Source organism: Streptomyces luteireticuli, from assembly GCF_041519305.1.
Taxonomy (GTDB): Bacteria; Actinomycetota; Actinomycetes; order Streptomycetales; family Streptomycetaceae; genus Streptomyces; species Streptomyces luteireticuli.
In genome coordinates this window covers 7881584-7906413 of the sequence record NZ_CP167927.1, presented here as the reverse complement: position 1 = coordinate 7906413, position 24830 = coordinate 7881584, and the positions used below count along the sequence as shown (strand labels likewise).

22 protein-coding genes are annotated in these 24830 nt (G+C 70.5%); 9 read left to right on the top strand and 13 right to left on the bottom strand.

What is annotated here, in order from left to right:
• The first annotated feature begins 510 nt into the window (after positions 1–510).
• Both AB8735_RS35440 and AB8735_RS35435 read left to right on the top strand, forming a co-directional pair.
• Positions 511–720: a hypothetical protein gene (locus AB8735_RS35440; protein ID WP_372404111.1), complete on the top strand. Its 210-nt coding sequence runs from the start codon at positions 511–513 to the stop codon at positions 718–720.
• 390 nt (positions 721–1110) lie between these two features.
• Positions 1111–3786: a Helicase associated domain protein gene (locus AB8735_RS35435; RefSeq protein ID WP_372404112.1), complete on the top strand. Its 2676-nt coding sequence runs from the start codon at positions 1111–1113 to the stop codon at positions 3784–3786.
• 342 nt (positions 3787–4128) lie between these two features.
• On the opposite strand, the gene AB8735_RS35430 is transcribed toward AB8735_RS35435, so the two are convergent.
• From AB8735_RS35430 to AB8735_RS35410, 5 genes are all read right to left on the bottom strand, one after another.
• Complete coding sequence (locus AB8735_RS35430; RefSeq protein WP_372411739.1) at positions 4129–4770, bottom strand: AAA family ATPase; 642 nt, start codon at positions 4768–4770, stop codon at positions 4129–4131.
• A gap of 181 nt (positions 4771–4951) precedes the next feature.
• Positions 4952–6181, bottom strand: coding sequence for a S8 family peptidase (locus AB8735_RS35425; RefSeq protein ID WP_372411738.1), 1230 nt, complete (start codon positions 6179–6181; stop codon positions 4952–4954).
• Positions 6182–6618: 437 nt separating this feature from the next.
• Positions 6619–7182, bottom strand: a complete 564-nt coding sequence (locus AB8735_RS35420) for a CAP domain-containing protein (protein WP_372411737.1) — start codon at positions 7180–7182, stop codon at positions 6619–6621.
• Positions 7183–7772: 590 nt separating this feature from the next.
• Positions 7773–8636, bottom strand: a complete 864-nt coding sequence (locus tag AB8735_RS35415; protein ID WP_372411736.1) for a chitosanase — start codon at positions 8634–8636, stop codon at positions 7773–7775.
• A 215-nt stretch (positions 8637–8851) separates the two neighbouring features.
• The gene (locus tag AB8735_RS35410; RefSeq protein WP_372411735.1) at positions 8852–9865 is read right to left on the bottom strand and encodes an aldo/keto reductase; all 1014 of its coding nucleotides are present in this window, start codon (positions 9863–9865) and stop codon (positions 8852–8854) included.
• 194 nt (positions 9866–10059) lie between these two features.
• Between AB8735_RS35410 and AB8735_RS35405 the strand changes: the two genes are divergently transcribed.
• Complete coding sequence (locus AB8735_RS35405; RefSeq protein WP_372411734.1) at positions 10060–10533, top strand: nuclear transport factor 2 family protein; 474 nt, start codon at positions 10060–10062, stop codon at positions 10531–10533.
• Between the two features lie 53 nt (positions 10534–10586).
• Here the strand turns inward: AB8735_RS35405 and AB8735_RS35400 are convergent, their stop codons facing one another.
• A complete protein-coding gene (locus tag AB8735_RS35400; RefSeq protein ID WP_344021604.1) occupies positions 10587–11483 on the bottom strand; it encodes a helix-turn-helix domain-containing protein in 897 nt (298 codons plus the stop codon).
• Positions 11484–11548: 65 nt separating this feature from the next.
• Between AB8735_RS35400 and AB8735_RS35395 the strand changes: the two genes are divergently transcribed.
• On the top strand, positions 11549–11989 hold the full coding sequence (locus AB8735_RS35395) for a heme-binding protein (protein ID WP_372411733.1): 441 nt from the start codon (positions 11549–11551) through the stop codon (positions 11987–11989).
• Positions 11990–12168: 179 nt separating this feature from the next.
• On the opposite strand, the gene AB8735_RS35390 is transcribed toward AB8735_RS35395, so the two are convergent.
• The 3 genes from AB8735_RS35390 to AB8735_RS35380 form a co-directional block, all read right to left on the bottom strand.
• On the bottom strand, positions 12169–12726 hold the full coding sequence (locus tag AB8735_RS35390) for a helix-turn-helix transcriptional regulator (protein WP_344021608.1): 558 nt from the start codon (positions 12724–12726) through the stop codon (positions 12169–12171).
• A gap of 12 nt (positions 12727–12738) precedes the next feature.
• Complete coding sequence (locus AB8735_RS35385; RefSeq protein ID WP_372411732.1) at positions 12739–14937, bottom strand: helix-turn-helix domain-containing protein; 2199 nt, start codon at positions 14935–14937, stop codon at positions 12739–12741.
• A gap of 131 nt (positions 14938–15068) precedes the next feature.
• On the bottom strand, positions 15069–15824 hold the full coding sequence (locus AB8735_RS35380; RefSeq protein ID WP_372411731.1) for an SDR family oxidoreductase: 756 nt from the start codon (positions 15822–15824) through the stop codon (positions 15069–15071).
• 146 nt (positions 15825–15970) lie between these two features.
• Between AB8735_RS35380 and AB8735_RS35375 the strand changes: the two genes are divergently transcribed.
• Positions 15971–16921 (top strand): LysR family transcriptional regulator, encoded by a 951-nt coding sequence (locus tag AB8735_RS35375; RefSeq protein WP_372411730.1) that lies wholly within the window; start codon positions 15971–15973, stop codon positions 16919–16921.
• On the opposite strand, the gene AB8735_RS35370 is transcribed toward AB8735_RS35375, so the two are convergent.
• Positions 16908–17456, bottom strand: coding sequence for a hypothetical protein (locus AB8735_RS35370; RefSeq protein ID WP_372411729.1), 549 nt, complete (start codon positions 17454–17456; stop codon positions 16908–16910). The two genes, AB8735_RS35375 and AB8735_RS35370, sit on opposite strands and share 14 nt — an antisense overlap.
• A 537-nt stretch (positions 17457–17993) precedes the next feature.
• Between AB8735_RS35370 and AB8735_RS35365 the strand changes: the two genes are divergently transcribed.
• From AB8735_RS35365 to AB8735_RS35355, 3 genes are all read left to right on the top strand, one after another.
• Positions 17994–18755 carry an SDR family oxidoreductase gene (locus tag AB8735_RS35365; protein WP_344021618.1) on the top strand — a complete coding sequence of 254 codons (762 nt, stop codon included), beginning with the start codon at positions 17994–17996 and terminating at the stop codon, positions 18753–18755.
• A 32-nt stretch (positions 18756–18787) separates the two neighbouring features.
• Entirely contained in the window at positions 18788–19747 is a 960-nt protein-coding gene (locus AB8735_RS35360) for an amidohydrolase family protein (RefSeq protein ID WP_372411728.1), read from the top strand.
• Positions 19748–20280: 533 nt separating this feature from the next.
• Positions 20281–20646, top strand: a complete 366-nt coding sequence (locus AB8735_RS35355) for a hypothetical protein (RefSeq protein WP_372411727.1) — start codon at positions 20281–20283, stop codon at positions 20644–20646.
• Positions 20647–20889: 243 nt separating this feature from the next.
• Here AB8735_RS35355 and AB8735_RS35350 read toward each other — a convergent pair whose 3' ends face one another.
• The gene (locus AB8735_RS35350) at positions 20890–21168 is read right to left on the bottom strand and encodes a hypothetical protein (protein WP_344021636.1); all 279 of its coding nucleotides are present in this window, start codon (positions 21166–21168) and stop codon (positions 20890–20892) included.
• A gap of 514 nt (positions 21169–21682) precedes the next feature.
• The gene (locus tag AB8735_RS35345; protein WP_372411726.1) at positions 21683–22210 is read right to left on the bottom strand and encodes a tetratricopeptide repeat protein; all 528 of its coding nucleotides are present in this window, start codon (positions 22208–22210) and stop codon (positions 21683–21685) included.
• Between the two features lie 190 nt (positions 22211–22400).
• On the opposite strand from AB8735_RS35345, the gene AB8735_RS35340 reads away from it, so the two are divergent.
• Positions 22401–23465 carry an NUDIX domain-containing protein gene (locus AB8735_RS35340; protein ID WP_372411725.1) on the top strand — a complete coding sequence of 355 codons (1065 nt, stop codon included), beginning with the start codon at positions 22401–22403 and terminating at the stop codon, positions 23463–23465.
• Between the two features lie 23 nt (positions 23466–23488).
• Here the strand turns inward: AB8735_RS35340 and AB8735_RS35335 are convergent, their stop codons facing one another.
• Positions 23489–24553, bottom strand: a complete 1065-nt coding sequence (locus AB8735_RS35335; RefSeq protein WP_372411724.1) for a mechanosensitive ion channel family protein — start codon at positions 24551–24553, stop codon at positions 23489–23491.
• Between the last annotated feature and the right edge of the window lie 277 nt (positions 24554–24830).

Below are 24830 nucleotides of genomic sequence, written 5' to 3'. Positions count from 1 at the left end.
TCCCGCGCCGCGGGTCCCACAGCGCTGCGCGCTGTGCAAGCGAACACCCACGCTGCGCGTGGGTGTTGCGCTCCCGCTCCGCGGGAGCGCGTGCGAGGGGCTGCGCCCCTCGCACAACCTGCTTGCTGCGCAAGCAGGTTGATGGCCTGTTCGCTGCGCTTCCAGGCCTGCGGGGTTCTGCCCCGCTACCGGGTCTCCGCTTCGCTTCGACCCGGGCCGGCGAGTCCGCTGCGCTCCCTCGCCGCAATAGTCCTTCCGGCTGCGCCTCCAGGACTTGGGCCCGCTGACGCGGGCCTGGCTGGCTAGGAGGGGTGGGGGTGCTCGTTCGTGTCGGGTTCTAGTGTAGCGGGCGTATCAGGGTGATGCACCATGTACCGTTGGCGAAAACACGAGACACCCTCCAAGCGCACCGGAGATTTTTCAGAATCCTGAGAGGAACGGCCGCAGATGACCGGTCACCACGAATCTACCGGACCAGATCCCGCGCTCAGCAGCGATTCTGTGCGCCGGGTGACGCAGTACCAGACGGCGGACGTGAACGCCCGGTTGAAGCCGTTCGCGCTCCTGGAGGCGCAGGGCGTGCCCGCGAGCGAGGCGGACGACCTGGTGGCCGCGCTGGAGGCCGGAGCAGTCGCTGGGGCGCAGTGCGAGGTCGTGGAGCGCAATGTGTACACAGGCGCCAAGGGCGAAGAGTTCAGAGAGGGCTGGTATGCGGGGTGACGGCCGTGAGCGAGGCCCTGGAGGGCATCGCGGACCGGGGCTGGACGCGGCGCGGCGGATGGTCGGCCGAGGATGCTGAGCTGGCCGTACATGTCGCGGACGTGCGGAGGCCTGAACAGGCGGACCTGGTGCGGCTGGAGACGTTCGTCCGCAAGGCCGTGCTGCCGCGCACGCACCCGAACACCACGCAGCGGCGCCGGGTCCTGGAGGCGCTGCTGCACCCGCGAGGCCGGGCCCTGCGACCCTCACAACGAGCCGTCCTTCAAGGACGGAAAGCCCGGCGGCTGCCATCTGGCGGGCGGCTCGGCCCGGAGCGACGCCGGGTGCGGCCTGCACGCCGCACCCGGCCACCTGAGGATCCACGAGAATTAGGTGTAGGGAGGTACGGAAATGTCTTTGGTTCCGCTCAGGGAACACCAGGTCGACCAGAAATCGGCGTTCCGTAAATGGGTAGGATTCCCTGCAAGATCGTCTGTGCCCCCTCAGGGGGCGCGTGCCACGGGGGTGTCCGCGACCGGGTCCGGAAAGACCATCACGGCCGCCGCGTCCGCGCTGGAGTGCTTCCCGGGCAGCCGGATCCTCGTCATGGTGCCCACCCTGGACCTGATCGTGCAGAGCGCCCAGGCGTGGCGCCGAGTCGGGCACCGCGCGCCCATGGTCGCCGTCTGCTCAGTGGACAAGGACGAGGTCCTGGAGCAGCTCGGGGTGCGCACCACCACCAACCCGATCCGGCTCGCCCTGTGGGCCGGTAAGGGGCCCGTGGTCATGTTCGCCACGTATGCCTCCCTCGTGGACCGCGAGGACCCGGAGGACCCGTCGGGCCAGCGGAAGGTACGCGGACCGCTAGAGGCCGCCCTGGCGGGCGGGAAAGGTCTGTACGGGCAGCAGATGGACGGATTCGACCTCGCCATCCTGGACGAGGGGCACATGACCGCCGGCGACATCGGCCGGCCCTGGGCCGCGATCCACGACAACGCCCGCATCCCCATCGACTTCCGCCTCTACCTCACCGCCACCCCGCGGATCCTCGCCTCGCCCCGGCCGCAGCGGGGCCGAGACGGGCAAGAGCTGGTGGTCGCTTCGATGGAGGCCGACTCCAGCACCTACGGCACCAGGATTTTCGACCTCGGGCTGGCAGAGGCGGTGGAGCGCACGATCCTCGCGGGGTTCGAGATCGACGTGCTGGAGATCCGCGACCCCGACCCGATCCTGGGCCTGTCCGAGGACGCGCTGCGCGGCCGGCGGCTCGCACTCCTCCAGGCCGCGCTGCTGGAACACGCGGCGCAGATGAACCTGCACACCGTCATGACCTTCCACCAGCGGGTCGAGGAAGCCGAGGCGTTCGCCGAGCAGTTGCCGGCGACCGCCGCCGAGCTGTATGCCACCGAGGCGTCCGAGGCCGCTCTCGCCGACGCAGAGGAGCTGCCGGCCTCCTCCATCGACGCCGAGCTGTACGAACTGGAGGACAGCCGTCACGTACCCCCGGACCGGGTCTGGGCCAACTGGCTGTGCGGCGACCACCCCATCGCCCACCGGCGCGAGGTCATCCACCAGTTCGCCAACGGCATCAACGCCGACAACCGGCGAGTGCACCGGGCGTTCCTCGCGTCCGTGCGAGCACTCGGGGTCGGGGTCGACATCACCGGGCTGCGCGGGGTGGAAGCAGTGTGCATCGTCGGCTCCCGCAGCTCCCAGGTCGACATCGTCCAGAACATCGGACGCGCCCTGCGGCCCAACCCCGACGGCAGCGTGAAAACCGCCCGGATCATCATCCCCGTCTTCCTCGCCCCCGGCGAGGACCCCAAGGACATGCTCGCCTCCGCCAGCTACCAACCCCTCGTCGACATCCTCCAAGCCCTCCGCTCCCACTCCGAACGCCTCGTCGAACAGCTCGCCTCCCGCGCCCTGACCCGCAGGAAGGAACACCGGCGTCTCCATGTCCGCCCCGACCGCGGCGGTGCAGGGACAGGCGGCGGCGAAGGCGGGGAGCCCGATGGCCAGGCGCAGCGGGAGACAGACCGTGTCACCTCGGTCGTGGTCAACTTCGCCGCCCCCCGCAGCGCCGCCGACATCGCGGCACTGACCCGCTGCCGCGTCATCCGGCCCGAGTCCCTGGTGTGGCTGGAGGGCTACCAGGCCCTCATCCGCTGGCGAGCCGACAACGGCATCACCGGCCTACATGCCGTCCCCTACGACACCGAGACCGAAGTCGGCGTCACCAAGGACTTCCCCCTGGGACGGTGGGTGCACCAACAGCGCAAGGCACTGCGCGCCCGCGAACTCGACCCCCACCGCAAGGAACTCCTCGACGAGGCCGGGACGGTCTGGGAGCCCGGCGAGGAAGCATGGGAAAACAAGCTCGCCGCGCTCCGCTCGTACCGGCGGGCCACGGGACACCTCGCACCCCGCCAGGACGCCGTATGGACCGACCCCGCCGACGGGACGCAGGTACCGATCGGACAGCACATGGCCAACCTCCGCCGAAAAGGCCAGAAAAACGGCCTCGGCAAAGACCCGGAACGAACCGCCCTGCGCGCAGCGCAGCTCACAGAGATCGACCCCGACTGGAACTGCCCCTGGCCACTCGACTGGCAACGCCACTACCGCATCCTGGCCAACCTCACCGAAACCGAACCCAACGGCACCCTGCCGACCATCGAGCCCGGCGTCTTCTACGACGGCGACGACCTCGGACGATGGGCGCAGCAACAGAAACAACCGGGCACCTGGGCACGGCTCCTGCCCGAGCAACAGCAACGACTGACGATGCTGGGCATCAAGCCGCCCCAAGCACCGTCACCCGCCCCGGCGACCGGCCATGCGGCGAAGGGCAAGGCACAGCAGGCATTCCAACGCGGCCTCACGGCCCTCGCACAGTGGGTGAAGCGGGAAGGCGCCCACCGGCCCGTGCCGAGGAGCCACAGCGAACAGATCGCGGTCGACAGCGAGGCCGGGCCGGTGACCGTGAAACTGGGCGTCTGGGTATCGAACACCAAATCGAGACGCGACAAGCTCACGGCGGAGCAACTGGACGCGCTACGGAAGCTGGGCATCGAATGGGTGTGAAGTACGGAGCCGTGCCTGTGGCGGGGCAGGGCGGGTCTGTCCCTGCAGGGGTCTTCCATGTCATCCCCGCCAGCAGCGGGGCAAGTTGAGCGAACCGCAACGGGCCGCGCTTCGAGAGTGGGCGTAGGTTCCGGCGGAAAGGGCTGGCTGCGGAGTGCCGGGTGTCCAACCCTCTCCGATCAACCAGCGACGGGGCCTGGCAACTGACAGCGATCGGCACGCGCTAGGCATAGCGGCGCTGGGGGCGGGCAGTGGGGCCGGCAGCAGCACGACTCCCGGTCCCCCGTCTGGCATATGGGCAGGCGATGCGCTTGGAGAACGGCGTGGGCGGGGCAGACGGGCCTATGCGCCCGAGCCAAGGCGGCTGAAGGCCCAGCGCAGTACTTCTTGGTCGACGCGGGCCCGGCCGGTGCGTTCCATGGCCGTCTGGGTATGGGCGGTCAGGCGGGACCAGTTACGGAAGTTCCCATGGGCGGCGTGCCTGTCGGCGAAGGTGATGTCGTCCGGGTCTGCGTCGGCCCAGATCGGGTGGTAGAGCGGGATGGCCTCCAACACCTCGTCACCAGTGAGGCGGGTGAAGCGCTGCCAGATGAAGATCCGGGAGGACAGCATCGGTTCCTTGCGCAGCGCGGCGTGGCAGCCCTCGCCGCCGACGAAGATGACGGCGAGCTGGGTATAGGGGTCGTCCCAGAGGTATCGGACGTACTCCAGCTGGTCGCTTTGGAGCCACTGCGCTTCGTCCAGGACGAGGGTGCGCGGATGAGTGGCGAGCGCGTTCTTGAGGAGGTGGTCGAACTCGCTGGCGTAGCGCGGGGGCTGGCCCGGCAGTTCGAGGGCGGCGTGCAGTTCGTGGCGGACAGCGCGGGTGGTGGCGCGGGCGTGGAAGGTGATGCGGCGGATGTCCTCGTCCGGTTCGAGTTCGCGCAGGCAGCTGGTGACGGCCATGGTCTTGCCGAAACCGGCACCGCCGTGGACGCACATCATCGCTCGCGCCTCGATCGAGTCCGAGGGGCGGCCGTCGCCGGACCTGGAGGATGTCGCCGAGCCGGGCCATGGACCTGCTGGCGGGCGGTCTGATGCTGTGCAACGCAGTTCGGCCGTCGCGCCCCGTGGGGGTGAGGTGCGACGGCCGGCCCTGTAGGATCAACTCAGGTAAAAGTAGGCCCTATTTGCTGACGTTGAGCAGCTTGTTCGGTGTGCCCGTCCCGGGGTTGGTGATCTTGTCCGGGGTGGCGGCGGCGACCAGGGCGGACTGGACCTGGTCCGGGGTGGCGTCCTTGTGCGCGGCGAGGTACAGCGCGGCGGCGCCCGCGACGTGCGGGGTGGCCATGGACGTGCCGGAGATGGTCTTGCTGCCGGAGTCGCTGTCGTTCCAGTCGGACGTGATATCCGTACCGGGGGCGTAGATCTTGACTGCGCTGCCGTAGTTGGAGAAGCCGGACTGCTGGTCGTCCTTGGTGCTGGAGGCGACGGTGATCGCTTCCTTCACCCGGGCCGGGGAGCCCTTGCTCGCGTCGGTGGACTCGTTGCCCGCCGCGACGGCGAAGGTGACGCCGGAGGCGATGGCCTTCTGCACGGCCGCGTCGAGTGCCTCGTCCGCGCCGCCGCCGAGGCTCATATTGGCGACGGAGGGGCCCTTGTGGTTCTTGGTGACCCAGTCGATGCCGGCGACGACCTGCTCGGTGCTGCCCGAGCCCTGTGCGTCCAGCACCCGGACGGCCACGATCCTGGCCTTCTTGGCGACGCCGTGCTGCGTACCGGCGATGGTGCCGGCGACGTGCGTGCCGTGGCCGTTGCCGTCGTCCGCGTTGTTGTCGTTGTCCACGGCGTCGAAGCCGTACGAGGCGCGACCGCCGAAGTCCTTGTGGCTGATGCGGACTCCGGTGTCGATGACGTACGCGGTGACGCCCTCGCCCGCGCTGTCCGGGTAGGTGTACTTCCCGTCGCCCTTGGTGTCGGCCTGGTCGATGCGGTCCAGGCCCCAGGAGGGCGGGTTCTGCTGGCTGGCGCTCGCTGTGAAGCGGTGGTTCTGGACCACCTTGGCGACCGCCGGGTCGGCCGCGAGCCGCTTCGCCTCGGACCGGTCGAGGCCGCTGGCGGAGAAGCCGTGGAGAGCGGAGGTGTAGGTACGGTTCAGCTTGCCGCCGTACTGCTCCGTGAGGTTCTTGCCCTGCTCTGAGACGGCCTGGGCGGAAGCACCGCTTCTGCCGTCCTTCAGCATGACGATGTAGCTGCCGTCGATGGCGCCCTTGGCCTCCGTGCCGTACACGGCGCCTTCCTTGGGCGTCGCGGCACCGGCGGGCAGAGCCGTCAGGGTGGCTCCGGCGGTGACGGCCGTCGCGGCGGATATCGCCAGTACGAGCCGTCGCTTGCCGGCGCGCTTGCGTGTCGCCATAACGAGGTTTCCTCCTCGTGCAGTTGCGTGGGGGGGGCAATTGCACGCTGTCGCAATTGCGCCCGGAGCGGCGGAAGCTCCGCGTCCGGGTGTTCGAAACCCTGTCAGTCTTGACGCGCACAATTCAAGATCCGCACGGAGGTGTGACATACGCAACGTCGTTGCATAAAGCCGGAATCCCGCTTCGGCGGAGAAAAATCGGGCACCCTCGGGCCGTCAACGGCTGTCATGTTTTACAGCGGGCACACATTCAACTCACCTTGTCCATGATGTGACTTGAGTGGCTGGATCCCGTCCGGACAGAAGGGGACTTGGGGTGGGGTCGCGGGGCGCAGAGCCGCAGGCCCCGGCACCCGATGGGCACAAGTCGACCATTACCTGCGGTATATCAAGTGGAATGCACGCCAATTTGCTGCCTTCTGGCCCTGGTTGGGAAGTCAGTAGAGGCCGACAGGCCTCCGGGGAGGGAGGAGCCCCGGTCCCGCCCTTTCACCGTTTCCTGAGGGGTGCCCCTCAGCCACCCCGTTTTTCGGGGCTCCGCCCCGGGCCCCGAAAGCGGCTGCGCCGCTCGACCTCGAACCCGGCCGGGCCGGTATTGCCGGGCCGGGGTGGATCCGCCGGCCGGGCCGGTTCTCCAAAGCAGGTGCAACAGCCCAACCCGCACGCACAATCCGGCCCGGCCGGCGCTTAAGGCCATCGCGGCAAAGCGGCGGTGCCGGGGGGCCCGCCAGAAACGACGGAAGGACGGGCAACAGGGAGAAACCCCACCACACCGCATCGAAGAGCTGCATCCAGAACGTACCGGCCCTGCCGCCCCCGGCGAAACCGATACCGATGTCGGTGAAGCCGGAGTTGAGGACGTTCGCCCGGTGCCCGGGGCTGTTCATCCAGCCCCCGACCACTTCGGCGGGCGAACCCCGGCCACAGGCGAGGTTCCCGCCGATGCCCCGGTACAGGGCCCCCACAGCAGCCCTGCCCCACAACCCGGCCCCGCCAGCCATAACGAACCACCACACACCAGCGTCAAGGCAGTCCGCGGTCAGAGCACGCAAATTACGCAGCAACAGAGAGAAGTCGAACAGGACGCCCTCAGGAACCGGTCACGACCGGCAAAGGCAGCCCAAGTCCCTTACCGCGTATGGCACACCGGCAACGGAGAGAAGATCTCCCAGCAGGTCCGCGGCCGAGGCCTTGCCGACACCGACAGCGCCGGCGATCAACAGCGCACACGGACCCGCCCCGTTCGTATGGTCGTGGTGGTTCACCGCTGCCCGCTCTGCGTCCGTCCACGCCCGGCGTCTCCCCGTACGCTGCTGCCGAGACCCGGGACGGGAGTGTGACGGCCCCGCCCGGGCTTCCCGGCGCACCTCGTCCGAGCACCGATGGGCTGCTCGTCTCCCGCACGCCCCGTGGAGGGGCAGAGGTGGGACAAGGGAAAACCGCCACTTCGTAACGGACTGTCCGGCTTACGTCTTCGGCCGGTCCGCACATCATGGCCGGAACGACAGAAACGAGCACCAGGGGTTCCGTTGTCCTCCTGTGATTCCCGTGTGTGGGGACCGCAGGAGGACACTTGGGGAAGGCCCCGCCTCTACTTGTCGATGCGGTACGAGTCGCCGTACACCTTCCACTTCAACGGTGGCTCGAGGTCGAAGTTGCCGTCGTTGAGGAAGACGCGCTGGGCCGTGTCCACACGGCTGGTGTCGCTGTGCGCCTCCTCCTTCTTCATGACCTTCTTGCGGGCGTCGAGGAACGCGTTGAGGTACGCCTTCTCGTCACCGCCCTGGGACGGGGGCTTGACCCTCGCCAGAGCGCTCTTGCGGATGCCGCCGAAGCTGTCGCTGTCGTTGCCGGGGCCGTGCATGACGATCGCGTCGTAGTAGATGAACTGGCCGAGCGTACGCAGCCCGTCGTCCTTCGCTTGCTTAACGGCGGGGTTGAAGTACATGCGGTCGCGCAGGGCTTCCTGGGCGTCCTGGAACGCCTTGTCCTGGGCGGCCTTCCGCCACGCCTCCTCGAAGGGCTTGCCGAGACCGGAGTGGGAGTCGGAGCCATTGGCCTTGCGCAGGGCGGGCAGGTACGCGGCGAGCGGGTTGCCGGGCTTGGCCTTGGTGTAGTTCTCGACCAGCTCCAGCATGTCGCCGGTGCGCGAGGTGAAGCCGACGATGCCGCCGGTGTAGCCGCGGCCGTCGTCGTAGGGCTCGATGTAGGCGAAGTACTTGCGCCACTCGAGCGAGGAGTTCTCCGCGCTGCAGACCAGCTGCATCGCGATGTCCTTCTTGTGGGGGTCGTCAAGTCCGGGCGCGGCAGCCTGTATACGGGCGGACAGCCCGGATCCCACGGCCGGGGCCGCGGCGGAGGCGGCGGACGTCCCGCCGAGGGCGAGGGCGGGCAGGACGAGGGTCACTCCCGCGAGGGCGGTGAGGGAAAGTCTCTTCGCTGGACGTTGCGGCATTTGGAACTCCGATTTCCCGGTGGGGCCGTCAGGAGGCTCCTGGTGAGGAAGCTTTGTCGAGCAACAAGACGCATTGAAGCGGTTACGCCCCATCCGCCACAAGCATCACCTACAGCAGTAGGTACAAAATGCGCCACCTGTTGCTCATCAAGCACATCGTCAACAGCAGGACATAGCCGCATCATTGCTACCAACGGGCACACCGGGGTGGCTCATCACGCCCAGGGCAGTGCGGCGCGAGTGCGCCAGTAGGTCTCCGCCGGCTCGGCGAGCGGCGCGAGCCCGGCCAGGATGCCGGGGGTGACGGGGAGGTCGGCCGCGGTGAGGTTGGATGCCAGCTGCTCCGGGGAGACCGCGCCGGAGAGCACGATGTCCGTCCAGGGCTGGGCAGCGGCCGCGGCCAGTGCGAGGGCATCGCACGAACCGCCCGCGCGCATCGCCGCGGAACGCAGCGCCGCGGTGTCAGGGCCCGTGGCATTGCGGCCTGCGAGGCGGCCGTTGGCCATGGCCTCCTTCACCACGACCAGCCACCCCGCCGCGTGCGCCTCGGCCAGTGCCGGAGCGGCGGACGGCTCCAGCAGGTTCCAGGTGGACTGGACAGCGGCGAACAACGGCCGGCCGTCGACCATCACCCCCAACGCCGCGCGGATGGCCCGGGCTTGTTCCGGGCCGCTGGTCGACAGGCCGACCCGGACGCCTTCCGCCGCCAGCTCGGCGAGGCGGGCGTGCAGAGCGGGGTCGGTCAGCGCCGGGCTGTCCGGAGTGACGGAGTGCACCAGGTACACGTTCAGGTGGCGGCCCAGCAGTGTCCTGGTCTCCCTGATCTGACGGTCGAACACCGCCGTCGAGTGCTCCTTGACCTCGTGCGCGGGCACTCCGGAGACTCTCCAGCCGGCGGTGTAGGTGTAGCCCCACTTGCTGCCCACCGTCACGTCGGCCGCGGCCTCCGGCCGGGACGTCAGCCACTCCGCGAGGAACTCCTCGGCGCGGCCGTAGGAGCGGGCCGCGTCGAAGTAGCGCACTCCCGCCGCATAGGCGGCGTCAAGAAGTGCGTGCGTCCGCCCGCGCAGCGCCTCGACGGTGCGCTCGGCCGGCAGGTCGACGTCACGGCCGAGCGTGATGTAGCCGGGCCGCCCGACCGCTGCCGTGCCCAGGCCGAACCGTGTGATCGGCGAGCCGACGGAGCGTTCGGTGTCGGGTGTGACGGGCGTGGAAGGCGTGGAAGGCATGGCGGGGTTCCTTTCGGTGGTTCCGGCGGACGATATCGGCACGCCGGTTCCGTCCGTCGCGAGGTGAGTGCCTGGCTGTGCCGAAGCACGGTGGGTGTCACCGACACGGCAAGCTACTTGTCACAACTGTCAAAATTGCAGCCTTGTTTCAGCAAAGCAGCGTTGAAGACCGCCCGTCCCGCCTGGAGGAGCTCATGTCCAAATCCGTCCGAATCCCTGCCGAACCGGCACTGAGCCACCGGGCCATCGAGAACCTGATCGCACGTTACGCCGAGCTCGTGGACGACGGCGATTTCGCAGGACTCGGCGCCCTTCTCGCCGACGCCACCTTCATCGGCAGCGGCGAGCCGGTGAGCAGCCGCCAGGCGATCGAGAAGATGTTCCGGGACACCCTGATCGTCCACGCCGACGGCACCCCGCGAACCCAGCACGTCATCACCAACATCGCCATCGAGGTCGACGAACAGGCGAGCACGGCAAGCTCGCGTTCGTACGTCACCGTGCTGCAGGCACTGCCCGGCCTGCCACTGCAACCCATTGCCGGCGGCCGCTACCACGACCGCTTCGAGCGCCGTGACGAGCAGTGGCGCTTCGTGGAACGACGAGTCCGCATCAACCTCGTCGGTGATGTGAGTCACCATCTCCGCCGGGCTCCCGCACAACGGTAGTCCTCCCGGCCCACGTCTGACTGAGCGCTTCAGCCGGCGGATGAGCGCGGTAGCTATGCCGGGTGGTCGGCGGCGTTTGTGGGGGATTGCCAGGACGTGAGGAAGGCCAGAGCGTCGCGGGTGGGCGAGCCTGCCGGGGCGGTGTAGGTGACCAGGGTCTGGTCGGGGGAGGCGCCGATCCGCATTGCTTGCCAGTCCAGTTCGAGGCTGCCGACGAGCGGATGGTTCAGGCGTTTGCGTCCTGCGGTGGGGGTGCGCACGCCGTGTCCGCCCCACCAGCGGCGAAAGTCGGCGTCACGGACGGACAGCTCGCCGACCAGCTTGGTCAGCCGCGGATCCTCGGGGTTGTGCGCGGCGTCCATGCGCAGCCGGGCCACCGCTTCGGCAGCGACGGCCGCCCAGTCCTCGTACAGCCCGCGGATGCGGGGCTCGAGGAACACCAGCCGGACCAGATTGCGGTGCTCGGGCCGCAGGGCGGCGAAGTCGCAGAACAGCGCGGTGGCGGCGACGTTCCAGGCGAGGATGTCGGAGCGGCGGCCGAGCACGAACGCCGGGGTGCCGGTCAGCGCATCCAGTAGGTCCTGCACCGGCGGGGCGACCCTGACCGGTGTCATAGGGCTGCGGCGTGACGGCCGCGCATGTGCGAGCAACCGCAGGTAGGCGTGTTCGTCGTCGGTGAGCAACAGAGCCCGGGCGAGGGCGGCAAGGACATTGTCGGAGGCTGCAGCCACCCGGCCCTGTTCGAGGCGGGTGTAGTGGTCGACGCTCACCGCGGCGAGCTGGGCGACCTCCTCCCTGCGCAGGCCGGGAACGCGACGGGGGTTGCCCACGGCGGGCAGCCCGACCCGCTCGGGGGCGATCTGCGCCCGCTTGGCTTTCAGGAAGTCTCCGAGCTCACTCACGCCCGTAAGTGTCGCATCCGGCCAGTGGGGCGTTCCTGGGGTTGTCATCCCCAGGAACGCTGTGGCCCGCCACAGCACACTCTGGTGGCGCCGCGGCGAGGGCGCGAGGCTCGATGCGTACACAACGGCCCACCCCTATGAAAGGCACAAACGTGTCTGCTTTCACCCTGAATGATGTCACTCGCATCGCTGCCGCCGGTCGGAGTGCGGCCGAGGAGACAGGTACCGCGATGAACATCGCCATTGTCGATGCCGGCGGCCACCTGCTGCACTTCACGAGGATGGACGACGCCTGGCTCGGCTCCATCGACCTGGCGTTGAAGAAGGCCAGGACCTCGGTGCTCTTCTCGATGCCCAGCGCGACCCTGGGTGAGATCTCCCAGCCCGGCGGGCCCGCCTACGGCATTGAGCACAGCAACGGCGGCCTGATCTCCTTCGGCGGCGGACTGCCGATCGTGGACGCGGACGGCCGTACGGTCGGTGCCGTCGGCGTCTCCGGCGGCACGGTCGACCAGGACGTCCATGTTGCCGGAGCCGCCGCCCAGGCTTACTGACCCGTCCACTGCCCAGGGCCCCGACCGTGACCACGCCCCCGGGGCCCTGACGCCGGCCGCATGCGCGGTGAACGGACCTCCGCCGATCGGGACGCTCAGTCCGCCAACTGCTGCGCTCATCCGACAGCCGAGTAGTGCTCAGTCACACCACGTTCCGGCCCCGTGCCGTGTCCGAGCGCTCAGAGCTCGAACTCGATGTGCTCGACGTCGGTCAGCTCGACCAGCAGCCCATGGGCACGGCGGTTGCGGTCGCGGAAGTAGACCTCGCCCAGGCCCTCGGCGGCGATGTCGCGCAACTGCGGCTCCGTCGCGCCGGCGTCCTGGGCCTCGAACAGCCGGGCCGCGTACTGCGGCGGCAGCGCCACGGTGAGGTGGCGCAGCCGGGCGTCGTCCGTGGTCCCGGGGGCGGCGGTGTAGCCGAAGCGTGCACGGGTGTCGACCATGATGCCGTCCGTGGTGGCCGCTGCCTCCTTCGCCCTGGCTCTGACCTGCGGCTGCCAGCGCTTCCTGACCTCCCGTTCTATGCGCGCGGCGAGGTCCGGGCGGGGTCTTCTGATCTGGTCCTTCACGTACCGCTCTACGGTGCGCTGGGTGACGCCGAGCAGTTGGGCGACCTGTTTGGTGCTGCCCTTGTGCTGCTTGACGAGGTAACGCATCTGCGCACCGGCCGACTTGGGCACCGGGCGGGTGAACGCCTTCTGGAGTGCCTTGTCGAGGCCCTCCCCGACCGTGTCCATCGTCTTCGTCCCCTACTGTCCGTCGTCCTTGGCGGTGACGTTGCCGTCCTTGATGTAGCGGGCCAGGTTGAGGTCCTGGCCGTACTGCTCGCGCACTTCCTCGGACCACAGCACGGTCTGGGTTCCCTCGTGCTTGACCATGCCCGGGGAGACGCCCAGTTGGAAGCCGCCCTTGAGCGGTTTGCCGTCCTCGTAAGGCAGGAAGTCCAGCGGACTCGGGCCGTCGGAGGCGTACACGGCGCAGTCGGAGAGGACCGCGACGGGGTACTGGCCGGTGGCCCGGGCGAGCTTGAGCATCTTGCGGTGCATGTTGACGCGCGTACGGGAGATGACCGCCGCGCGGATGTCGGGCCGCCAGGTCGGGCGTTGGAGGGCGGGCCACGGCTGCCCCGGGCGCCAGCCACCGCCCCGCGGGCGCTCGCGGAGCTTCCCGATGCCGCCCTTGACCGTGGCCTTGATCACGGACAGGAGGACCGCGAGGTCGGGGTCGGTCCGCTTGTGCCGGGCCATGGCGTCGAGGAACGCCTGGGGCTCCATGCCGATGGTGACGCCGAGGTCGGCCATCGTGGCGATGTAGGCGTCGCGCAGCCGCTGGTACCAGGCGTCCAGGTAGCGGCCGTTCTCGGGCCGGACGTACGCCTCGGCCGGGGCGACGGCGTGGCCGAGCTCGACCGCGTACGCCACGCTCGGCGTGGCGTACCAGGCCGGGCCGTCCGGGCGTTCCCCGGTCGGTGTGAAGGGGTTGGGCAGGCGCGGGTCGAGCTCGACGTGGGAGAGGTCGACCAGCCACGAGCCGGGCGTCTTCGGGTCGAAGGCCGGGTTCTTGACGTGGACCGGGGCGCCGAGGCCGACCACCGCGCCGTTCGCGCCGGCTGCGAACGCCATGTTGACGTCGATGCCCACGAGGAAACGTCTGTGGTACTCGTCGTCGGTGAGCGGCCGCGCCCAGTCGTACGCCTCTTCCAGCAGCATCTCGGCCGGGCCGCGCTGGTGGAACCGGGGCAGGCCGGCGAGGAGCGGGTGCCCGTCGGGGGCCTCCGGCGGGGCGCAGTCCACCGGCGCACTGCCGAGGGAGCCGGGGTTGTACTCGCTGTGGCGTCTGCCGTCGGCGTCCGGGGCACCGGCCCGGGTCGGCGGGTGCAGAGCGGTCATCAGCTCCAGGCCGTTCACGGCGGTGGAGCCGCGCGGGGTGATCACGCGAGTCGCGTAGGTGCCGAGGAGGTGGGCGAGTTCGGCCGGCGGCAGGGACGCGGCGTGGCCCCAGGAGCGGGGGTCGAGCGCGTCCCAGCCCAGGACGCACAGCTGCACGCAGATGCGCCGGGACCCCTGGGCGGGCCGGTAGATCCACGCCCAGGGCCCCAGGCCCCGCCGGGTGAGCTGCCAGTCCGCCCTGGTGAGCTGTTTGACGGCCTTGTGGTCCTCCGGCAGGCGGCCCGCGTGGCGCTCCTCGTCCGACAGCCGGGCCGGGAGGCCGTAGCGGGTGGCGGCGGCATCGGTGAGGACGAGGAGCGGGTCGGCGTCGCGGCCGTGATGGCTCAGCCGGGGCGCGCCGAGCCGGGCCTCCGTGAGCGCCCATTCCACCAGGGAGGGCAGGGACTTGGCGGGTACGTCCAGGATCAGGCCGTCGGCACAGTAGGCGGAGACCCGGCCGTCGGAGTCGGTGTCGATCACGGCGAGCGGGCCGTTGGCGAAACGCGGGTCGGCGGCGGGCGGGGCGGCCGACTTCTCCCGGGCGGGCTTCTTCGGGGCGGGCTTCGCCACGGCCGCGCCCGGACGCGGCGGTGCAGCCGTGGTGGCGGTGGTGTCGGTGGTGTCGTTTACGACCGGGCGGGGCCGGGTGGTGTCCGGCGCGGTGGCGGTCACGGTCGCAGGGGCGGGCGCCGGGGAGGTGTGCGCCTCCGCCGGGGCGGGCGCGGGGGTGTCCGTCTGCGGCACCGCCGTGTCCTGAGCGGGCAGGATGCCGTCGGCGGGGGCGGGGTAGAGCTCCCCGAGCTGCCTGAGGAGACGCGCGTACGCCTCACGCTCCGGCGGCCGCGGCTCGGTCCTGCCCGCCTCCCAGCCGCTGACGGTCGCCCGGCGTACGTCGAGCGCGCCCGCCACCTCGTCCAGGGTCAGGCCGTGCGCCTGCCGCAGCCGTTTGCGCTCCGCCGGGGGCGGCAGCGGGGAACGGGACGCGACCAACGCGTCGACCGCGTCGAACAACTCGGACATGGGGCACCTCCTGGGCCAGAATCTACCCCACGGACCCCACGAACCGTACGGAGCCCGAACATCTGCCGTACGCACCACGTACGCCATGCGTTCGAAGCACTGAGTTTGCGTGCTCCTATGGCGGGCGCAGCTCAGACCAGGAGTCCCCCGCCGTCCACCGTCACGACCGAGCCGGTCGCAAAGCGCTGGTTCATGAGGAACAGATAGGCCTCGGCGGCCTCCTCCGCGCCGCCCACGCGTCCCGTCGGCAGGGAGCGGCCGATGTGGGCGTACATCTCCTCCCGCTCGTCCTCCTGCATGTGCGACCACAGGGGGGTGCGCACCATGCCCAGACGTACCGCGTTGACCCGGACCGGGGCCAGCTCGACGGCCATGGCCCGGGTCAGCGACTCGACCGCTCCGCAGATGCTCGCGGCGACGGCCCATCCCGGTCCGGACCGCTGTCCGGCGGTACCGGAGGTCAGCACCACCGAACCGCCCGGGCGCAGATGCGGGATCGCGGCGGTGACCGCCGACAGGGCTCCGAAGTAGCGCAGTCCGAAGAACTCGCGGGCCGCCTTCACGTCGAGCGTGTCCAGGGGCGTGAGTTCCAGCGGCTCGCCCGCGGTGAACACCAAGTGGTCGAAGGAGCCGAGGCGTTCCATCAGCGCGGAGACCTGGGCGGCGTCGGTCAGGTCGGCGGTCTCCGCCGTGGCGGTCGGCGGGAGGGACGCCTGCGCCCGCTCCACGCTCCGGGGGTTGCGGGACACGACGACGACATCCGCCCCGTGCTGTGCGGACAGCGCCGCGGTGGCGAGTCCGACGCCCGAGGTGCCGCCGAGGACGACGACGCGCCGGCCGGTGAGCGTACTGATGGGAGTGCCGGTGGGAAAGTCGTTGGCAGTCATGGCAAAAGCCTTCCGTGGAGCCGGATTCGGGATCGGTTCGATCCTGCTCCGCGCCGCGCGATGCCGTCCAAGACCTGTTCCGCCCGCTGTCATACCCTTGGGGTATCAAGGGCGTCAGGCGTCGGCCGGCAAGAGGGGGAACCGGGATGGACCTCAGCCTGAGGAAGGTGCGGTACTTCGTGGCCGTGGCCGAGGAGCTCCATTTCGGGCGCGCGGCCGAGCGGTTGCACATCGCGCAGCCCGTGCTCTCACGGCAGATCCGCGCCCTGGAGACCGAGCTGCACGCCCAGTTGTTCCGGCGGGACAGACGCTCCACCGAACTGACCGCCGCGGGACGCCAGTTGCTGGACGACGCCCGTCCCCTGCTCACGGCGGCCGACGCCCTGCGCCACCGGGTCCGCCGCGCGGCCGGCGAACCGGCCCGCTTCACCGTGGGATTCATGCCCGGCATCACCGTCACCGACGCCGTACGGGCCATGGCGGCCCGGCACCCCGGCATCACCCTGGACGTCGTCCGCACCTCCTGGGACGACCAGACCCGCTCCCTCCTCGACGGCCGGGCCGACGTCTCGTTCGTCCGCATGCCCCTCGACCAGCGCGGGCTCCGTCTGCGCCCGCTCTACAGCGAACCGCGCGTGGCCGTGGTGCCCGCCGGCCACCGCCTGTCGGGCAGGGAGTCCATAGGCCTCGCCGATCTGGCCGGGGAGCGGCCGCTCCAGGACCCGGACGCGGTCCCGGAGTGGCGCGAAATACCCGTACCGCCGGACGCGCGGTCCGGGGACGCGCGGCGCTTTCCCCGGGCCGTCGAGGAGAAGCTCGAATACGTCGCCTCCTGCGAAGGCGTCGTCATCCTGCCCCGGTCCGTCGCGACCTTCTACACCCGCCCCGATGTCACCCACGTCCCCGTCCGTGACATCACGCCCCACCATGTCGCCCTTGCCTGGAGCGCCGGCAACAGCTCCCCTCTCGTGGACGAATTCGCCGCCCTCGTGGTGGAGTTCCTTGCCCTTCCCGCGGCGGACCGGGCCCCCGCCGCCTCCCGTCACGACAGCTGCGCGTCCGGTCCCGGGTTCGTACCGCCCGTCACAGCCAGCTGACGCGGGCGTCCGTGAGGGGCTCCCCCTCCCGGCCCGCGGGCGGACGGGCCAGTTCCCCCTTGGCCACGCCGTCGAGCAACTTCCGTACGGCCGCCATGATGTCGGGGAGGGCGTTGCGGAGGTCGGCGGCGTCGTGCGGTCCCGCGCCGGAGGGCGGGACGTTCGCCTCCGCCAGGAGGGTGCCGAGGTCGGCCAGCCTGCCGGCCACCCAGTCCAGCGGTGCGGCGGACAACGCGTCGTCGAAGACGCGCTCGCCGGGCTCCCAGCCCTCGAAGCCCGGGTGGTGGTGCGCCCGGTCCAGGCTGCCTGCCGGGCCCGCCACCGACTCCAGGAGGTCGGCCCGCCACACGGGACGGTCGACCACGATGGGCCGGGACGCGTAGATGCCTCCCGGGAGGTCCCCGGGCCGCAGGACGCGGACCTCCAGCCGTACCCCCCGCTCGGCGCCCTCCTGTCCCGGGATCGGGTCGGGGTCCACGAAGTACAGGTCGCTCGCCACCACGCCGATCCGCTCGAAGCCGAAGGCGTACAGCATGTGTCCTCCCGGGCGTCCCGACGGCATCTCCGCCACCAGGGTGCGGGGTCGGGGACAGCGGCGCCAGGGGGCCTGATCGGCCAGGACGCGGGTGCGACCCGTCGGCGGGTCCGGGCCTGCGGGCCGGCGGATCGCGGCTGCCGCCGGTGTGCGTTTGCGGCCGCCCCCGCGGCGGCTCAGCCTGGTAGGAGTGTCCGCATTCGCGCGAGGGGAACCGCTTATGGCCTTACCGGGGGCTTCCCTGCAGGTCACCGGCGGGCCCGGGGACCTCGGCAGTCCGCGGTGGGCTCTGTGCCCGCGTTCTCGGTGCCGGTTGCACGAACGTATGCGGAGTGCATCGTGCACAGGGGAAATCACGGATCGTGGCCGTCGCGTCGTCGTCGCCGCGCCAGGAGCGGTCGCCGACGGCCGCCGCCCCTCCTCACCCCCCTGCTCACGGAACACGGGCGTGGAAGCCACCCGGCTGCGTACCGATCCGAAGCGAAGTCCCGCGTCGCCCGGCGGAGTTCCGCGATGCGGCGTGAGGAGGAGGAGACCATGACCGGTGTACTGAGCGGCAGGACCGCCGTCGTGACGGGCGCGTCCGCCAATCTCGGGCAGAAGTTCGCCACCGCGCTCGCCCGGGACGGCGCCGACGTGATGGTCCACTACAACAGCGACCACAAGCGCGACCAGGCCGCGCAAGTGGCCGGTGAGCTCACCGGGTTGGGCGTGAAGGCCGCCACCTGGCAGGGGGACCTGACCCGGGTGGACCGGGTCACGGCGCTGGTGGACGCGACGCTGGAACAGTTCGGGCGGTGGGACATCCTCGTCAACACCGCCGGGATGATCGTCCGCAAGCCCGTGGCGGAGTTCACCGAGGACGAGTGGGAGCGGATGTTCGCGGTCAACGCGAAGATTCCGTTCTTCCTGATGCGGGAGGCGGCGACGAGGATGGCCGACCACGGCCGGATCCTCAACCTCATCACGACGATCGTCGCGGTCACCGCCCCGACGTACGGCGGCTACGCGGGCAGCAAGAGCCCCGTGGAGCACTACACCAAGTCGCTCGCCAAGGAGATCGGCGGCCGGGGCATCACCGTCAACTGCGTGGCTCCCGGCCCGCTCAAGACCAGTTTCTTCTACCCGGCCGAGACCGACGAGAACATCGCCTGGCTCAAGAGCATGAGCGTCAACGGCGACATCGGGGACCCCGACGACATCGTGCCGCTCGTCCGCTTCCTCGCCTCGCCGGAAGCGAAGTGGATCACCGCGCAGACCGTCTACGCCAACGGCGGCCTGGTCGGGACCGCCAGCTGAAGTCCTCTGCCGCCGGCCGAAGGAGGCGGTTCATGCGCATCGACGTCCACGCCCATCTGTGGACCGACGAATACCTCGATCTCCTCGAGGGGTACGGGCGGACCGACACCGCCTTCCAGCGCGGCATGGGCGCGGGGCTGGGCGGGACGGAGCTCGAGGCGCGGTTCGCGCTGATGGATTCGGCGGGTGTCACCCGTCAGGTGCTCTCCGCCCCGCCCCAGTCGCCCCACTTCGCCGATCCGCGCCATGCGCTGCACGCGGCGCGGTTCGTCAACGACCAGTACGCCGAGGTCGTCGCGCACTGGCCGGAGAGGTTCCTGGCCCTCGCCTCCCTGCCCCTCCCCCACACCGGTCCCGCGCTGGAGGAGCTCGCCCGTTCCCTGGACGAACTGGGCCTGCACGGGGCGTGCGTGACCACCTCGGTCCTGGACCGTTCCCTCACCGACCCCGCATTCGCGCCCGTCCTCGCCGAGCTCGACCGCCGCGGGGCGGTCCTGTTCGTCCACCCGGCCGGGTGCGGCGCCGGCAGCAGGCTCGTCACGGACTTCCATCTGACCTGGTCCGTGGGCGCGCCGCTGGAGGACACCGTCGCCGTCGCCCATCTGATCCGGGCCGGTGTCCCCGGCCGGTTCCCGCGCATCAGGTTCGTCGTCTGCCATCTGGGCGGGGCCCTGCCGATGCTGCTCCGGCGCATGGACAACCAGCACGCCTGGGAGTGGCAGGCGCCCGACGTCGCCGAACAGCCCAGCGCGACCGCCCGTCGCCTGTGGTACGACAGCGTCGGCCACGGGCACGCGCCCGCGTTGTGGGCGGCCGTGGAGTCGCTCGGCGCCGACCGGATCGTCCTGGGGACCGACTTCCCCTACGAGAACGGGGACCTCTTCCGGACCGCCGTCGCCTATGTCGAGGAATCGGGTCTCCCGCCGGGGCAGGCGGCAAGGATTCTCGACGCGAACGCCCGGGAGCTCTTCGGGGCGGCCGTGCCCGGGTGAGGGTCCCGGTCGGTTCGGTTCCCCGGGCGTCTCCGTCCGCGTGGCCAAGCGCGACCACCGCCCCACCCACCTGCTCCTGGGCGAGAACGCGGCCCGGACGGCGCTCGACCACTCGCGATGGCAGACCGCCGAGGCCGAAGCCCGGCAGGCCGCCTCCGAATCCGCCGGCTTCCGTGCGGAACACCCCCCGTTGAACTCCCGGCGGACACCGAGCAGACCGGCCGCGTCACACGGTCCGGCCGGAACACCGCTTTCCCGGCCGTGCAGTGCCGTGCCACGACCTGCGTCCGTCACGCCGGGCACCATCTCGGTCCTGATCCGCAGGCCGGTACCCTCTTCGCAACGTGCGCCTACCAGAACTGCGTCCATTGACTTGAACCGGACGTTCAACTCCCCGTCCAGGCCAGAACAGTGCAGTCGACAGGGCTCAGGCGCCTCTACGCTGAGCACTGCATCGAGGCGGAACAAGGAAGCTCCCCGTCCTCACAAAAGCGCCTGACTCGCCTCACTTCTTGGACTTCACGGAGGCAGTCATGGTTCTTCGCATCAAATCCGCCCTCACGATCGGCGCCTCGGCGGCGGCATTCTCGATGACGTTTCTCGCCGGTCCCGCTTCGGCCGACAGTCTCGATAACCGGAAGCCGGGTGAACCGGTCTGCGTGAACGGATCCGCGTGCTTCTACGAGACCCCTTGGGAAGGGAGAACGTCGTGGCACGCCGATCCCGGGTCGAACTGCGTCACGTTTCCCTTCCCTGCCTATGGGGTGTTCAACCTGGCCGACAAGCGGCTCGACATGTACACCAACGCCGACTGCACGGGCAGCGTCCTTTCGGAGCCGGCAAACGACTTCCACACCTGGCAGTCCTGGGCACCGCGCTTGAGCTTCCGGGCAGTCTGACAGCGAGCATCGGCCTCGGCTCGCAGGAGAAGCAGCTTCGACAGGGCCGTGGAGGTCATGAGGCCCCGTGGCTTCCACGGCCCCTCGCATAACAGGCCGGCCCCACGTGGGCGGAGAGCAGTTGCGCCTGCGGTTCTTGTGGTGGGGGCGCGGACGGAGGGAAAGCATGGCGGCTGTTCCGACAAGGCGGGCCCCGCCGTCTGCCATACGGCAATGCCCCCTCGCGGGAGGGGACATTGCGGACTACTTGGCGCGTGCCTTGCGGCCCTTCGGCGGCTCGCATTCCTGCGCGGCCGCGATGAAGGGCCGGAGCGCATCATGGAGCTTGTTCAGTGAGTCGGGCCCGAGCTCGATCTGGTAATACTGGACGGACGGGACCAACCTGGTTTCGAATTCGCCGCTTCCGTCCTCGTCACCCTTCGCGGCCCCGACCCGGACTTCCATACCCGGGACCGCGAACGTGTGCAGATGGACGTCCCCGGTCACGGTCGGATCGAGGTCGTCATAGGCTTCGACCTTCACCCATGTCTCCTGGGTAATGGACTGGTCTCCCACCGTCAACGTCCTCCCTCCCCTCTGCACGCCCGGCTCGTCCTGCCGCGATTCGTCTACCTCAATAAACCTGGTGCCCATCAGCTCCCCTTCGCAAGAACGACCAAATCCTAGCTGCTGCCGGGGAGTTGCACTCAATCGGGAAGATGCGGGGAGGGGTATCCGCCGTTCCCGGAAATCCCTTTCGGACCGGGCCCCGGCCGGTCACGTTCACACCCCGCTCCCGCTTTTACCTGACGATCACGAGGCGAGCCGTTCTCGTCGGATCCTAGAGACCGGCTCCTGCGGATGGCGCTCGCGCACGATACCGCGCGCGACGGTCTCCGCTCCGACGCGCCCCGCTCATCAGTGCCGAACGGCTTCAGGCCCGGCACCTTGCTCCTCCTCGGGCCCCGCGCGACCATCCGGCCGCCACGTCGCCCCACGCCGCCCGGCCTGCAGCCGAACGTCGAAGTCCAACGCTCCGTGGCCGACGGCCTGCCGGTCAGCGGCCCGGGCCGTCGCACAGCGCCTCGGCGTAGCACGCCAGGGACCGGTTGTAGCGAGGCAGGTGCCGGGACAGGGCGTTCAACGCGAGGGCGGCGGCCTCGCGTTCGCGCCCGCTGTCGGCCAGCGCCAGGGCCAGGAAGGCGTCGACGGCGTCGCCCAGGCCTGCCGTGGCCTCGTCCAATGACGCGGGATCCAGCTCGCGTTCGGCCGTCAGAAGGGCGACGCTCTCGTCGGCTCGGCCGAGGTTGCGGAGGGTGCTGGCCAGCTGGATGACGGCGCGGCGGCGCCGGTAGCCGGTCAGGCCGGCCCGGAGTGCCCGCCGGTACAGGGGTGCCGCCGCGTCGGGTTCTCCGGTGCTGTCGTTCGCGGAGGCGACTTCGAAGAGCGCGAGGGGGTGGCCGGTGGGCAGCTCGTCGGCCAGCCGTGTCATCTGCGCGCGGAAGTCGCCCGGTTGGTGGTCCTCGATGGCGGCCCACAGGGCGGCTACGCGCTGCTCCCAGTCGGGTGGTGCTGTCGTCGTCATGTCCTCATTCTCCCGGAGGCGCCGAGGCTCTCACCCGTCGCATCCTGCCCGCCGGCCGGGGGCTTCGGCGAGGAGATGGGTACATATCCGTGCACACATCACCGCTTCCGTGTCCGAACTTGCTGGAGGAACAGTGACCTTGCGGTCCGGCGCCGGTCCCGGCGAGCCTCTTCCCCTTCCCTGTCCTCGCATGACCGACGCGGAGTACGCGGCGTCGCGCGGCGTCGTCCGGAACGGGGCCTCCGTGCTGTTCACGGATGCATCCGGGCGGGTCCTGGTCGAGGAGGTGGACCACCGCGCCGCCCGCCTGCTGCCCGGAGGAGCTGTGGAGCCCGGCGAGGCTCCCTCGGCGGCTGCCGGCCGCGAGGTCTTCGAGGAGCTGGGGCTGCGCCGGTCCTTTTCCCGGGTCCTTGCCGTCGACTGGGCGCCGCCGAAGAGGGCATCCGAGGTGCGGTTCCCGGGTGAGGTGGTCACCTGTTTCGACGGCGGTGTCCTGAGGGACGAGGACATCGCCGGTTTCCGGCTGCCCGGGCGGGAGGTCACCGCCGTCCGCTTCGTCGAACCGGCCCTGCTCGCCCGGCGCATGGGCCCGCGCGACGCCCGGCGGGCCCTGGCCGCGCTGCGCGCCCGGATCAACCGGTCCGGCCCCTCGTTCCTGGAGGACGGCGTGCCCACCGATCCGACGGTGCTCGACCGGCTCGGGGTGCTGCGCACCCCGCGGAAGCCCCAGCGGTGGCCGTGGCAGGCGGGTCCGGCGCCCGCCGGGCTCCGGACCGCGCAGGCGTGGGGGTGGCTCTTCGCCCCGGACGGCAGGGTCCTGGTGCTGGTGGGCCCGGACTCCGGGTCCGCCTGTCTGCCGGGCGGCACGCCGGAGCCGGACGACCTGGGCGACCCGGCGGCCGTGCTGCGGCGGGAGGCGTTCGAGGAGGCGCGCGTACGGATCGGCGCACCGGTGCCGCTCGGGTATCTGTACGACGGCGCCGGTGCGGCGTACGACCCGCCCGGCCCGTGCGCCCGCGTACGGCCGGCCGCGGTGGTCACGGACGTGGGCCCCGCGGCCCCCGATCCGGCCACCGGCCTGACGTACGCCCGGCTCCTCGCCACCCCCGAGCAGGCCGCCGAGCTCTTCGACTGGGGGCCGGACGGGCGGCGACAGGTCGGCGCCGTCCTCGACGCCCGTCGCCGCCTCGGCCTGCCTCATGCCGCTCCGCAGGCCGTCACCGAACTCCCGTGCGCACCCGGCCGGTTCGGCTGAAGGTCCCTTTCGGCTGAAGGTCCCTACGGCACCCGGGGCCGCGGTATCGCCGCCTCCGTGGCGGCCTGTTGCAGGGCGACCGTCCGGGCCGGTACGGGGATCCGGATACCCTCCGTGCCGTACCGCTGGTGGAGGCGCTTGATGAACTCGTGCTTGATGCGGTACTTGTCGCTGAACTCGCCGACGCCGAGGATCACGCTGAAGCCGATGCGGCTGTCCCCGAACGTGTGGAAGCGGACGGCCGGTTCGTGCTCGGGGTCGGCGCCGCCGACGTGCTGCATCACGTCCTCGGCGACCTCGATGGTGACGCGTTCGACGTGCTCCAGGTCGCTGTCGTAGGCCACGCCGACCTGGACGGTGACGGACAGCTTCTGCTCGGGGCGGTTGAAATTGGTCATGTTCGTGCCGGCGAGCTTGGCGTTGGGGATGATGACCAGGTTGTTGGAGAGCTGCTCGACGACCGTGTTGCGCCAGTTGATGTCGACGACGTAGCCCTCCTCGCCGCTGCTGAGGCGTATGTAGTCGCCGGGCTGGACGGTCTTCGAGACGAGGATGTGCACGCCGGCGAAGAGGTTGGCCAGGGTGTCCTTGAGGGCGAGGGCGATCGCGAGGCCGCCCACGCCGAGGGCGGTGAGCAGCGGGGCGATGGAGATGCCGCAGCTCTCCAGGATGACGAGGAAGCCGATCGCCAGGACCGTGATCCGGGTGATGTTGACGAATATGGTGGCCGATCCGGCGACTCCGGAGCGGGACTGGGCGACGGTGCGCACCAGGCCGCTGATGACGCGGGCGGCGGCGAAGGAGGCGGTCGCCATGACGCCGGCCGTCAGGATCTGGTTGACGGTGTGTCCGACGGCGCGGGTCAGCGGGAGGGCGGCGGCGGCCGCGGCGACGCCGGCCGCGATCGCGGCCCAGGGGGCGACGGTGCGCAGGACGTCGACGATGATGTCGTCCCCGCTCCACTTGGTCCTGCGGGCCCGCTCGCCGAGCCAGCGGAGCACCACCCGCAGGACGAGGGCCGCGGCGAGGCCGGCGGCCACGGCGATGCCGGCGGCGATGATGTCGTGCAGTGTCAGGTCCCGGCTCATCGGTCCTCCTCGGATGCGGTGGTGGGGTGGGCCGCCGGAAGCCCGGAGCGATGGTTCGTCACGTGTACCTGCCTGTCCCGTCGGGATCACGAACGCGCCGGTCACGGTGGTGTGCCCGGCGCGAGATGTCATCCTGCACCACCTCTGGTGCGCTCCCGCACCACCGGGTTCCTTTGTGCCCGGGGGATGTGGCACCTTGTCAGGTTTGCGGTGCTTCGGCGGGCGCGGGCGGACGGTCCGTTCCCGGCCATCGCGTCCGCCCGGCGACCGGGGCGGC